This is a genomic window from Maribacter arcticus (assembly GCF_900167935.1).
Lineage (GTDB): Bacteria > Bacteroidota > Bacteroidia > Flavobacteriales > Flavobacteriaceae > Maribacter > Maribacter arcticus.
In genome coordinates, this window is the sequence record NZ_FUYL01000006.1 from 66,036 (window position 1) to 79,279 (window position 13,244).

The window sequence follows — 13,244 nt, forward strand, 5'->3', positions numbered from 1 at the left end:
TAAATTGTTGATTCCTTAAAGATAAATTTTTTAGATTTAAAAATGGAAATAAATCCTGATAAGCAAAAGTTAATAGAATTGGCCCATTACCGAATGCCTTTTGGTAAACACAAGGGTAGGTATTTGGTGGATCTACCTGAGCCATATTTGGTGTGGTTTCAGCAAAAAGGATTTCCTAATGGTAAATTGGGAGATTTATTGCGTTCTATGCTAGAAATCAAAACAAATGGGCTAGAATCCATAATTCGAAAAATACAAAAACATTTTCCGAAGTAAACTCGTAAAGTTCTAACCTCAATTTGTAACTTTGTGTCCCGTAACATAGAAATCTATAAATGGCACAAACCAAATACATCTTCGTTACGGGAGGCGTTACTTCATCTTTAGGAAAGGGCATTATTGCTGCATCCTTGGCGAAATTACTGCAATCTCGCGGCTACAAAACTACCATTCAAAAATTGGACCCTTATATTAATGTGGATCCAGGAACCTTAAATCCTTATGAACATGGCGAATGCTATGTAACCGATGATGGTGCAGAAACGGATTTAGATTTGGGTCATTACGAACGTTTTTTGAATGTTCGTACCTCTCAGGCGAATAATGTTACTACCGGAAGAATCTACCAAAGCGTAATTGAAAAAGAGCGTAGAGGGGAGTTTTTAGGTAAAACGGTACAAGTAGTTCCACATATCACCAATGAAATTAAAGAACGTGTTCAGCTGCTAGGAAATAGTGGTGAGTATGACATTATAATTACTGAAATCGGTGGTACAGTGGGTGATATTGAGTCACTACCTTACATTGAAGCAGTACGTCAATTGCTTTGGGATCTGGGGGATAATAATGCCATAGTTATTCACTTAACCTTGGTGCCTTACCTTTCTGCAGCTGGTGAATTAAAGACCAAGCCTACACAGCATTCTGTAAAAAAATTGATGGAGAGTGGAATAAAAGCTGATATCCTAGTGTGTAGAACAGAACACGAGATTTCTGACGAAATCAAAGATAAATTAGCGCTGTTCTGTAATGTGAAGCGTGAGGCAGTTATACAAAGCATAGATGCTTCTACTATTTATGATGTTCCATTATTAATGCAAGAAGAAGGTCTTGATACGGTAACTCTGCAAAAATTAGCCCTACCAAATACGGTAGAACCTGATTTAGACCGTTGGAACGAATTTCTTGTTCGTCATAAAAACCCTAAGAATGAAGTTACTATTGGTTTAATCGGCAAGTATGTTGAATTACAAGATTCTTATAAGTCTATTTTAGAGTCGTTTATACATGCAGGAGCATCAAACGAAGTTAAGGTAAATGTGAAATCTGTACATTCAGAATACATTACTTCTTCAAATTATGAAAGCAAGCTTAAGGGCTTAGATGCTATTTTGGTTGCACCTGGTTTTGGCGAGCGTGGTATTGAGGGTAAGGTAAAAGCTGTAGAATATGCACGCGTTAATAACATACCTTTCTTAGGTATTTGTTTGGGAATGCAAATGGCTGTTATAGAATATGCTCGAAATGTATTAGGACTTAAAGAAGCAAATTCAACAGAGATGGATGAGAAAACACCGGATCCTGTAATCAGTATCATGGAAGAGCAAAAAAATGTTACCGATAAAGGTGGTACGATGCGTTTAGGAGCTTGGGATTGTGATTTGAAAGAAGGTAGTTTAGTTCAGAAAATGTATAATGGGGCTAAGCAAATATCTGAACGTCATCGTCATAGATATGAATTTAATAACGCCTATTTAGAGCAATTAGAAAAAGCTGGTTTACTTTCTACTGGTTTTAATAAAGAAACTAATTTGGTTGAAATAATAGAGCTAAAAGACCATCCATGGTTTATTGGTGTGCAATATCATCCAGAATATAAAAGTACGGTAGCCAACCCACATCCATTATTTGTAGGTTTCGTTAAAGCGGCTTTAGAGCATAAAAAATCACAAACTAATGCCACATTGGCATAAACTTCATATTTGGGCATATATTTGCTTTCTTTAAAATCAAATATTCCCAATTAATTTAGAAATACCACATGGAAGAAAAGAAATTTGATGTACAATCCATCATAGGCTTCGTTCTTATTTTTGGAATACTGATCTTCATGTTTTACCAAAATCAACCGACTCCAGAAGAGGTAGAGGCAGAAAAGGCAAAACAAGAGCAAGTTGAGGCTGTAAAGACATCTGAGAATTTAGAAACAGAAACTGTAATTGATGAAGTTCCTCAGTTAGATTTGCAAGATTCAACAGCTGTAGCCAATTATCAAGGTAAATTGGGTGCATTTGGCTTTACTAAACCATCTAATTCTACAACGATATTAGAGAATGATGTACTTCTTTTAAAGATTAGTAATAAAGGAGGGCAGATAATAGAAGCGAAAATGAAAAAATTCGTAACCTATGATTCTGTGCCGGTTTACTTGATAAAGGATGGAAATGCTTCTTTTGGTTTAGATTTTTCTACTGCTGATAATCGCGTTTTAAACACACAAGATTTATATTTCGAACCGGCCATTACGAATAATAACGGTAATCAAGTTCTTTCTTTAAAAGCTAAAACATCTAACAATCAATATTTAGAATATAGATATGAGATGAAACCTAATGAATATCTGGTCGATTTTACGATTAAGTCAAAAGGTTTAGATAACGTAATAAGTTCTAGCAAGCCAGTTCAATTAGATTGGAAGTTAAAAGGTATACGTCATTCAAAAAGTATTCAATACGAAAATCGGTATACACGTTTAACGTATAATCATGAAGATGATAAAATAAGTAAGCTTTCGGAAGGTAGTGATGATGAAGAAACAGAAGAGGATGTAAAATGGATATCGTATAGACAGCATTTCTTTAGCAGTATTCTTGCTGCTGACCAACCTTTTAAAAGTGGTGATTTAACCTCTGTAAATTTAGTTGAGGAAGAGAGTAGAACTTTCGGATTTACGAAAAAATATGAGTCTGTTTTACCTTTGGAATTAGAAGGAGGAGAGATATCAAAGGATTTACATTGGTATTTTGGACCAACAGATGTTGATACGCTGTCTCAATATGAAGACTTAGGTTTGGTTGATTCCATTCCGTTTGGTTGGGGAATTTTCGGTTGGATCAATCGATATGTATTTACACCGTTCTATTCTTTAATTAGTACATATTTTCCTTATGGTATTGCGATAGTTATTATGACTATTTTGGTTCGTTTGGCGATGTCACCTGTAACGTATAAGTCTTACCTATCTCAAGCAAAAATGAAGGTGTTGAAACCTGAAATTACCGAGCTAGGTGAAAAGTTTAAGGACAACGCTATGAAAAAGCAGCAAGAGACCATGAAATTATATGGTAAGGCTGGTGTTAGCCCCATGAGTGGTTGTATACCTGCGGTAATACAGATGCCTATATTTTATGCGCTTTTCATGTTTTTTCCGACATCATTTGCGTTACGACAGAAATCGTTTTTATGGGCAGATGACCTTTCATCTTTCGATACTATTTATCAATTTCCTGAAGGTTTTTCAATACCGTTTTACGGGGATCACGTTAGTTTATTCCCAATCTTGGCATCTATAGCTATCTTTTTCTATATGATGATGACTACTGGTCAGAATATGCCAACTCAGCCAGGTATGCCGAACATGAAATTTATCATGTACTTAATGCCGTTTATGATGTTGTTTTTCTTTAACAACTATGCGAGTGGATTGTCATTGTACTATTTTGTATCTAACATGATTACAATTGGTATAATGCTAGTTATCAAGAATTTCATTCTTGATAATGATAAAATTCATGCCCAGATACAGGAAAATAAAAAGAAACCTAAGAAAGAGAACAAGTTTCAGAAGAAAATGCGTGAAATGATGGAGCAGGCAGAATCTAATAAGAAGAAATAGTAATATCTCATTTTAGTTTAAACTAATAAAAAGAAAAGCCCTTTCAAATTTGAAAGGGCTTTTGCCATTGATTAAGGATTGGTTTGGTAAGATTTGGGATGGTAAATATGTAATTAATTTCAAGTTCTTAAAAAAGTTAGTTGTCAAGGGGAGTTTATTGTATGCTAAAGGAGTGTATACTGATGTTTGGAAAATAATTTTTACTTATTTGTTGAGAATAAAATAGTGTTGTTTGAAACTAGCTCAATTTGTATCTTCATTTCAGACGATATATGTACAATAGATAATTATTCTAAGAAATAAAAAGGCCACAATTTTATACTGTGGCCTTTTTGTTTATAAAGTGAATGAAGTTAATTGTTTGTATTTGGAATCATAACTGCATTGATAGCATGTATAACTCCATTATTTGCTTGAACGTCAACGGCAATAATACCAATTTCAGTATTACCCGAACCATCTGTAATAGTAACATTGCTGTCGCTATCTATAGCAAAAGTTAGAGTGTCACCTTCTAAGGTAGCAGGCGAGGTTAAACCATTGCTTAAATCTCCTGAAACAATATTAGCACCGGCAATAACATGATGATTCAATACTGCTGTTAAAACATCTCCACTAGGTATTTCTGCTAAGGCTGCAAATGCATCGTTAGTAGGTGCAAATACAGTAAAAGGTGCAGGACCCGTTCCGTTAGGCGTACTTAAAACACTTACGAAATCTGGTTGACCTTCTGCAGTTAAAGCTCCAACAAGTGAGCTGAAGTTAGGGTCTGCTGTAGCGAAAGTAACTACACTTGGTAAGTCGATTACAGTATCCACAGCATGAATAATTCCGTTAGTGGCAACTATGTCAGCAGCTGCTACCGAGCTCACTCCATTTAATTTCACTCCGTCATCAACATTCACATAAATACTCAAATTGTCACCATCTGCATTAGTAGCTGCAGTATTAAAATATGTATTTGAAAGACTGGCTGCATTAGCGGCAGCGCCAGAAATCACATGATTGGCCAAAATGCTATTTAACTCGTTATCTGAAGGATTTGTAAAATTGTTAAATGCAGAATTTAGAGGAGCAAATACTGTAAAGTCAGTTTCTAAATCGGATAATAATGTAGTAAATGTTGTGTTGTTGTTAGCAGTAAGAGCACCTACTAAAGATGTTAAATTAGGGTTTGCAACCGCATGATCTACAATATTTGGAAGTCCAATTACAGCATCAACAATATGCACTACACCATTAATTGCTTTATTATCTGCTGCAGTTACTGTAGAAGTTCCATTAAGAACTACACCATCTTCTATATTGATAAACATGCTAAGATTGGCATCGTTAGGACCGGCAGTTGATAACGAGGAAACATATCCTGTAGACAAATCGGTTGATAGATTTGTACCAGCTACAACATGGTTAAGTAAAACCTGAGTTAGTATTTCAGTAGGAATTTCATCAAGGCTATTAAAATTGTTGGCAACTAAAAAGGCTTCGAAAGCATCATTGGTTGGAGCGAAAACAGTAAAAGGTCCACCGCTTGCCAATACTGTTGGTAAGTCACCATCAGCCGCAACCAGCGCATCTACTAAAATACTTAAACTTGGTACAGAAATCGCTAAATCTGTAATTGACGTTAATAGGACATCACTTAAGGCATCTAGAGCCTCTTGAGGAATTAATACTTTATTAATGATATGTACAATACCGTTTTCTGTTTCTACATCAGCTGTAGTTACTGTAGCAATTTCACCAGCAGCATCTGTAAATGTAACGCCGTTAGTTATGCTTACGGTAAGGTTTTCACCTTGTAATGTAGTGATAGATTGACCTTCTGTTAGTGCGCTTGAACTTACCGCTGCACCAGAAACAACATGATATTTTAGAATGGTGGCTAATAAATCTTGTAACTGTTCACTATTGAAATCATCTAGAGAATCAAATCCGTCTAATCGAGCTAACAATTCGGTAAATGCCTCGTTTGTAGGGGCTAAAACAGTAAATGGACCTTCACTACTTAAAGCAGAAATTAAGTCATTGTTCGCACTCTCATCAGCTTTCGCCAAAGCGGAAACTAAAGCGCTTAAAGCACTTGTTTTCTGCGCTGCTTCAACAATATTATCGTTATCTATTATAATAATGGGTTTTTCATTGTCATCATCGCTACAAGATGCCGAGAAGATTAGCAGCATTACCATTGCTGTAGATTTTAGAATTTTACCGAAATTTTTCATGTTTTCAAATTTATTGTTTAACAATTTTTAAACTAAACTAAACAAAATATTAGATGTAAAAATTAACGATATGTTAAAATAAATGTAGTTTTAAACTGATTGTAGTAAAAAAAATCGTCTGTAGATATTGATTTTATAAGCTTTGTGGAAAATATTGACGTATTTATTGTTTAACTATAATTTATAAAAGTTTAACATTTTTAATAGTGTAGTTGGGTATGAATTATAATTTTATTTTAGTTTCTATGCGAATAAGGTTATATCAAATAGTGAAAATCTTGTCAATTATAAAAAAGTAATCCTGAAATGAAATTTTGTAATTTTGTTACGACAAAATGCATAGATGAAAAAAGTAGTTATAGGACTTTCGGGAGGAGTAGATTCAAGCGTTGCGGCATACTTGCTGAAAGAACAGGGCTATGATGTAATTGGCTTGTTTATGAAAAATTGGCACGATGATTCGGTAACGATATCAGAAGAATGTCCGTGGTTAGAGGATAGCAACGATGCATTAATTGTAGCGGAAAAGTTGGGTATTCCATTTCAAACAGTTGATTTGAGCGTTGAGTATAAAGAGCGTATTGTTGATTATATGTTCAGGGAATATGAAATGGGACGTACGCCAAACCCTGATGTTCTTTGTAATAGAGAGATAAAGTTCGATGTGTTTTTAAAAATAGCAATGCAGTTAGGTGCTGATTATGTAGCAACAGGTCATTATTGTAGAAAAGGGACGTTGCATAATGTAGATGGAACAGAAACCTATCAATTATTAGCTGGAAAGGATGGAAATAAAGACCAATCTTATTTTTTGTGCCAGTTATCGCAAGAACAATTATCAAAAACCTTATTCCCGATAGGGGAGTTGACCAAACCAGAGGTTAGAAGTATTGCGGCGAAAATGAATTTGATTACTGCGGATAAAAAAGATTCTCAGGGTTTATGCTTTATAGGTAAAGTTCGTCTGCCAGAATTTTTACAACAGCAGCTTAAGCCTAAAACAGGAAAAATTGTTGAGGTACCTGCTGAATTTGATATATACAATAGGGCGGTTCCTTCATTTTCAAATAAAGAAATGGAGCTCGAATTTTTTGCAGAGAAACCGGCTTATACTTTAAATGATGGAAAGGTTGTTGGTGAGCACCAAGGTGCACATTATTTCACCAAAGGACAACGGAAAGGATTGCATGTAGGTGGCACTAAAGAGCCTTTGTTTGTTATTGATACCGATGTAAAGGAAAACGTTATTTATACAGGTCAGGGTAAATCTCACCCAGGTTTGTATAGAAGAACATTGTTCGTAAATGAAAAAGAGATACATTGGGTACGTCAAGATTTAGCTTTAAAAATTGATGAAAAATTAGAAATTAAATCGCGTATTAGATATCGACAAGAATTACAAGAGGCTACTTTATACAAGGTAAATGGCGGTATGTATGTTGATTTTAAAGAAATGCAATCTGCAATTACAGAAGGGCAATTCGTGGCTTGGTATTTAGAAGATGAACTAATTGGTTCTGGCGTAATTTCTTAATTTAGAGTATACGTTTCACGCTTTGTTTTTAATGGAGCACTTAATATTTTTTCATGCGAAATAGAATAGCAGACCTTTTTAATATTGATTTTCCAATAATTCAGGGAGGAATGGTCTGGACGAGTGGTTGGCGTTTAGCCAGTGCTGTTTCTAATAATGGAGGATTAGGAGTAATTGGTGCTGGTAGTATGTATCCTGATGTTTTGCGTGAGCATATTCAGAAATGTAAAAAGGCTACGTCTAAGTCTTTTGCGGTCAATGTACCAATGCTATATCCTGATATCGAAAAACTGATGGATATTATTATTGAAGAGAATGTAAAGATTGTAATTACTTCAGCAGGAAACCCGAAAACATGGACATCAATTCTCAAGGATAACGGAATAACCGTTGTCCATGTAGTTAGTAGTTTAAAATTTGCCTTAAAGGCACAAGAAGCTGGTGTAGATGCTATAGTTGCTGAAGGTTTTGAAGCAGGCGGTCATAATGGTCGAGACGAAACTACAACATTGGTTTTAATTCCGGCAGTACGAGAAAAAATCACTATTCCGTTGATTGCAGCAGGTGGTATAGCTACTGGTAAAGCAATGTTAGCGGCAATGGTACTTGGTGCTGATGGAGTGCAGGTTGGTAGTCGATTTGTTGCAAGTGAAGAGGCGTCGAATCACATTGATTTTAAGAAAATGGTAGTGAATTCTCAAGAAGGAGATACTCAATTAACCTTAAAAGAACTTGCCCCAGTACGATTGATAAAAAACAAGTTCTATCGTGAGGTTCAAAGTGCATACCAAAAAGGAGCAACTACTGAAGAACTAAAGTCACTTTTAGGACGAGGGCGAGCTAAAAAAGGTATGTTTTTAGGCGATTTAGAAGATGGTGAGCTGGAAATAGGTCAAGTATCTGCATTGATACATGACATAAAACCAGCTAGCCAAATTATTGAAGAAATGATAAGTGAATTTAATCAGAGGAAACAGGAGCTTTCTAAATGGTAGATTAAAATACTTATACCTTTGGAGCTACATTTTTATTTTTTCAAACTTCCCAAATATTCCATTAAATCACGTAGTTCTCTTCTAGATATCATACGACCCATTGCAGGCATAGCGGACATAGAATTTTCTTGTTTAGCAATTCTTCCTAGAGGAATTTCTAATGGTTCTGCTTCAGAAGTTCTTAATAGTATATCGTTCGCACGTTGTTCAATCAACACTCCCTGTACTTTTTGACCGTCTTTCAGTGTCAATGTTACTGTGCCATAACCTGGAGCAAGTCGTTTGCTTGGCTCAATTAAAGCTTCAAGTATTTGTTTTCTATTTAATACATTGGCAATATTATCTAACGCCGGACCAACTTCGCCACCCGACCCGTCGACTGCATGGCATCTAACACATTGCGCTGTAGGGTTGTTGTTAAACACATTTCTACCAGCCCACCAGCTACCCCCGTGAAGGGTTTCTTCAAAAGAATCTGCAGAATACCCAGCTTTTTTAAGTTTATCTAATTGAGCGATAAGTTTAGGGTTGTCGGTAGCATTTACCGATTCCATAAGATCTAAAAGTATACCTTGGTCTAATTGATTTTTACTTGCCTTGTCAATAAGGCTCGCTAAAATGGTATTACTGTTTTCTACGGGTAAATCGCCCAAAACATTCAACATTTGTTGTTGTTCGGAAACAGAACCCTTTTTAAATATAGGTCCAACGATAGCAGGCAATTTTTCCTTTGGAAGATTTAATTGACCTAATAACCCCACTGCAGACGTCCTCACTTGTTCATTTGAATCTTGCATTCCTATAATCATAGCAGCTTCCATCTTATCAAAGTTAAGTTGACCTAGCGTATTTAAGACGGATGCTCTTACCTCTGGTGATTTGTTTGTTTTAAATATGTAATACAATTCATCATTATATGTACTAATACCAATGGCGCTTAGAGTTTTTGAAATACCGATGAGAATTTCAGGTTGGCGGTCTTTAAGTAACGTTGGAATATCTTTTCCAATTTTATCTTGCAGTAAATTACCTTCTCTAATAATTTCACCTCTATATCTACCATCTACTCGGTCTAAGAGAGAAGGGTTGTTCCAAGTACCTAATGCGGCTAAAGCTTCACCTCTTAAGCTACTGGTTACACTTGTTCTTTTTGCAAAATTAATCAGCATATCTAATTCTTGTTCTCCACCTACTCGTAATGCTGCATTTATGGCTCTTCTTAAAAGAGGTTCTGAGGTATACTTTTCATTATTCAATAGTGTAGCTAATGCAGGTAAGGCGCCTTCAATTGAAAGGTCATCATTAATTGCTCTGGCAGTTTCAGTTACGATATATTCATCTTTATCTGACAAAAAGATGGAGATTTTCGGCTCTTGTAATTTTCGTAATACCAGAACGGCCGCAAGTCTTAGAGCTCTATTTTCACTATTCGCTAGAGCTAAAAGTGGTTCTGCGTTACCGATTCTAGAAAGCGCTAAAACAGCGGCATGTCTTAAATAAAGATCTTTGTCATCATTGGCAACAATCATTTCCAATAAAGGTTCAACAGCTTTTTCATATTTTAGTCTACCTAATGCTTGAGCTGCAAAGAATTTAACTCTATCATTTTCATGAGTAGTTAAGGAAATTAAAGTATCGGCTGCTGGCTCATATCTCAAATCGCCTAAAACCTTTGCACTTTGAGCTATAATTTCAGAATCGCTATCATGTAATAAGTCAAGTAATGGTTTTGCATCATCTTTATCATTTGCGGCAATTTGCCCAATACCCCAAATAGCATGAATACGTGCAAACTGATTTTCGTCGTTCTTAAGAACATCTTTTAATGCACGGTAGCCCCAAAAGGTTCTCTTGGCTAATTCGAACTGTGCTTTTTGGCGAATTCTCATATCACCATAACTTAAAAGTTTTACTAAATTTTCTGAGTTATCATCCTTATAGTTGTGAGTCATTAATCTTTGGGTTTCTAAGCGTTCTTGCGCTAGGTCATTAGTTTCTTCTGTTACATCTAACTTCCAGACCCTACCATAATCTTTACTTCCCCAACCATTTACCCAATCAGCCAAGTATAAAGCCCCATCTGGGCCAAAATCAATTCCTGTTGGTAATACCCCAGATAAAATAGATTCATCGGTATTCAATTCAAAAGAAGCTCCTTTAGGTTTCAAATCAAAAGACCAAATATGTGAACGACTAGGATCACCAACGAATTCAACCAAAAAGAATTTATCCATCCATTTTTTGCCTAAAGCAGTTCCTGGGTTATACCTCATCCCTGTAGGACCATTATGAAAATTTTGAATTGGAGGCATGATGTAAGCAGCTTGTCCTTCCCAACGTGGAATGAACAGTTTTTCATCCATCCAAACATTATAACCATTATTCTTTGGGTCTGTATATTTTCCATATTGCCAATTGGCACGCCACCCTGCATCAGACCCTTCTACGATATGAACCAGTCTTTCACTTTCTCCTTTATGATCACCATCATTATCTGATGAAATAATATTACCGTACGCATCAAAAACAAATTCATGAGTATTTCTCAATCCGTGTGCAAATACTTCAAAATTAGAACCATCAGGATTGCTTCTTACGATAACCCCTTCATTTGGGTATTTATGATTTTCACCATCAACCGTAGTAATGTTTGCGCCAATATCGCCGATGCCCCAATAAATTTTTCCGTCTGGTCCTTCAATTGCCCCAGACATACCGTGGCCACTAAAGCCAATATGCACTGCAAAACCAGTTGCAATGCTCGTTTTTGTATCTAAAATTTTATCACCGTTAGTATCTGTAAGGCGATACATACCTGGACCAATACCTACAAAAATATCTTCATCTCTAACCAAAAGTGCTCCTGCTTGATCATTGATTTCATCGTTAAAATCATTCATTATTTGAGTAGAGATATCGGCTATACCATCTTTGTCGGTATCTTCTAACATCCAAACTTCATCTTGTTCAACTGCAAGGTCATGCCAATCATGAATGCTATCATTATTTAAATCTGGCAACCATTCATTTTCATTACTAAGTTCAGGTGCGAAGGTCTTATGCAGAAAGGCTCTTCTGTCCTCAACAGACTCTAATGCGATAGATTCGGTCATCCAGTCTCTATGGCCACGTATATCAAATTCAGAATTTTTATTTCTATTCGAACGGGTTATATAAATATTACCATCATTATCAATATCCAAAGCAATTGGATCTGGGGCTAAAGAGTCTGAGGCCCAAAGACTCAATTTTAAACCATCAGCTACTTTTGCTGAAATACTTTCCCTTGCAAGTTTCGCCATTTCAAGTAGCGCAGTGCTATCTTGTTGAATGGTTAAAGGAATTTCAATTGGTTTTTTTTCTTCACAGGAAATAGTTAAAAGGCATATGGTAAAAATGCCTAGCAAAAACTTTTGAAATGATGTCATTTTAATTTTTAGTTGAATTGAAGTTTAAAAGTAACGATTATTGTAATTAATCAATAATGAAAATCTACAGTAGTTTAATTATTAACATCATATATTAATTATGACATTTTTTTGATTTTGATAGTATTTAATTCTTTAAGTGGAAATACTATTTTAAAACTTCCATTATATTTGAAAGCATATCAAACATCTAAATACTATGAATACAATAAAAAAAGCGTTTACTCTTCTTTGTTTTGCTACTCTTAGCATAAATTTTATGGTAGGGCAAGAAGGTCATCCATTAGAAGGAAAATGGAATTTAACTATTGATCAAGAAGGAGAAGAATTACCAGCTTGGTTAGAAATTAGACACTCAGGTAACAACACGTTAATTGGTAGGTTTACTTATGCATTCGGTAGCGCACGACCTGTTGCAGAAATAGAAAAACATGGGGATTTGTTTTCATTTGAAATTCCGCCGCAGTGGGAGCCAGGAGCTTCTAATATGGAGTTTGAAGGAAAAATGGTCGGTGACGGACTTGAAGGCACTATGATTTATGTTGATGGTAAAACGTATACTTGGACGGCTACAAAATCTCCGCTTCTACCTTTTTATGACGATGCAAAAGAGGGAAAGATCATAAAGCTTTTTAATGGCAAAAATTTAAATGGATGGACCATCAAGCCAGGTAACCAATGGGCTGTAATTGATGGTGTATTAACGAGTTCTAAATCTGGCGTAAACCTTATTTCGGAAGAGAAGTTCAAGGATTTTAAATTGCATGCAGAATTTCGATATCCTGAAGGTAGTAATAGTGGTTTGTATTTAAGAGGTCGCTATGAAGTGCAAATAGCAGATAATATGGGATTGGAAGCTTCATCTATTTATTTTGGAGGAATTTATGGACTACTTACTCCTAATGAAAATGCTGCAATGAAGGCAGGAGAGTGGCAAACCTTTGATATTACCTTAATTGGTAGACGAGTAACTATTATCGCCAATGGTAAAACTGTTATATCGAACCAGAATATAGATTCGATGACAGGTGGCGCTTTAGATAATAACGAAGCGGAAGCTGGCCCAATTATGATTCAAGGTGACCATGGCACTGTAGAATTCAGAAAATTAGAAATAACGCCTTTATCTAAAGGATAAGGTACTTTTAAGTAAAAAAAGCCTCCATA

8 protein-coding genes are annotated in these 13,244 nt (G+C 35.6%); 6 read left to right on the plus strand and 2 right to left on the minus strand.

All coding sequences use genetic code 11. The annotated features are described in order from the left end of the window. Nucleotides 1-42: 42 nt before the first annotated feature. The 3 genes from B5X55_RS10485 (at nt 43) to yidC (ending at nt 3,895) form a co-directional block, all read left to right on the plus strand. On the plus strand, nt 43-276 hold the full coding sequence (locus tag B5X55_RS10485; protein ID WP_079512582.1) for a DUF3820 family protein: 234 nt from the start codon (nt 43-45) through the stop codon (nt 274-276). Between the two features lie 59 nt (nt 277-335). After that, the gene (locus tag B5X55_RS10490) at nt 336-1,973 is read left to right on the plus strand and encodes a CTP synthase (RefSeq protein WP_079512583.1); all 1,638 of its coding nucleotides are present in this window, start codon (nt 336-338) and stop codon (nt 1,971-1,973) included. A 68-nt stretch (nt 1,974-2,041) separates the two neighbouring features. Beyond that, entirely contained in the window at nt 2,042-3,895 is a 1,854-nt protein-coding gene (gene yidC, locus B5X55_RS10495) for a membrane protein insertase YidC (RefSeq protein WP_079512584.1), read from the plus strand. Nucleotides 3,896-4,248: 353 nt separating this feature from the next. On the opposite strand, the gene B5X55_RS10500 is transcribed toward yidC, so the two are convergent. After that, nucleotides 4,249-6,120 carry a fasciclin domain-containing protein gene (locus B5X55_RS10500; protein ID WP_200811607.1) on the minus strand — a complete coding sequence of 624 codons (1,872 nt, stop codon included), beginning with the start codon at nt 6,118-6,120 and terminating at the stop codon, nt 4,249-4,251. Between the two features lie 343 nt (nt 6,121-6,463). Between B5X55_RS10500 and mnmA the strand changes: the two genes are divergently transcribed. Both mnmA and B5X55_RS10510 read left to right on the plus strand, forming a co-directional pair. Beyond that, the gene (gene mnmA, locus B5X55_RS10505; RefSeq protein WP_079512585.1) at nt 6,464-7,654 is read left to right on the plus strand and encodes a tRNA 2-thiouridine(34) synthase MnmA; all 1,191 of its coding nucleotides are present in this window, start codon (nt 6,464-6,466) and stop codon (nt 7,652-7,654) included. A 53-nt stretch (nt 7,655-7,707) separates the two neighbouring features. Next, entirely contained in the window at nt 7,708-8,649 is a 942-nt protein-coding gene (locus tag B5X55_RS10510) for an NAD(P)H-dependent flavin oxidoreductase (protein ID WP_079512586.1), read from the plus strand. Between the two features lie 32 nt (nt 8,650-8,681). Here B5X55_RS10510 and B5X55_RS10515 read toward each other — a convergent pair whose 3' ends face one another. Continuing rightward, nucleotides 8,682-12,077 carry a HEAT repeat domain-containing protein gene (locus tag B5X55_RS10515; protein ID WP_079512587.1) on the minus strand — a complete coding sequence of 1,132 codons (3,396 nt, stop codon included), beginning with the start codon at nt 12,075-12,077 and terminating at the stop codon, nt 8,682-8,684. Between the two features lie 199 nt (nt 12,078-12,276). Here B5X55_RS10515 and B5X55_RS10520 point away from each other — a divergent pair, with 199 nt between their 5' ends. Continuing rightward, nucleotides 12,277-13,215 (plus strand): 3-keto-disaccharide hydrolase, encoded by a 939-nt coding sequence (locus tag B5X55_RS10520; protein WP_079512588.1) that lies wholly within the window; start codon nt 12,277-12,279, stop codon nt 13,213-13,215. Nucleotides 13,216-13,244: the final 29 nt, after the last annotated feature.

Coding starts and splice junctions, on each gene's coding strand:
- B5X55_RS10485 (WP_079512582.1), top strand. CDS start 43: ATGGAAATAAATCCTGATAAGCAAAAGTTAATAGAATTGGCCCATTAC.
- B5X55_RS10490 (WP_079512583.1), top strand. CDS start 336: ATGGCACAAACCAAATACATCTTCGTTACGGGAGGCGTTACTTCATCT.
- yidC (WP_079512584.1), top strand. CDS start 2,042: ATGGAAGAAAAGAAATTTGATGTACAATCCATCATAGGCTTCGTTCTT.
- B5X55_RS10500 (WP_200811607.1), bottom strand. CDS start 6,120: ATGAAAAATTTCGGTAAAATTCTAAAATCTACAGCAATGGTAATGCTG.
- mnmA (WP_079512585.1), top strand. CDS start 6,464: ATGAAAAAAGTAGTTATAGGACTTTCGGGAGGAGTAGATTCAAGCGTT.
- B5X55_RS10510 (WP_079512586.1), top strand. CDS start 7,708: ATGCGAAATAGAATAGCAGACCTTTTTAATATTGATTTTCCAATAATT.
- B5X55_RS10515 (WP_079512587.1), bottom strand. CDS start 12,077: ATGACATCATTTCAAAAGTTTTTGCTAGGCATTTTTACCATATGCCTT.
- B5X55_RS10520 (WP_079512588.1), top strand. CDS start 12,277: ATGAATACAATAAAAAAAGCGTTTACTCTTCTTTGTTTTGCTACTCTT.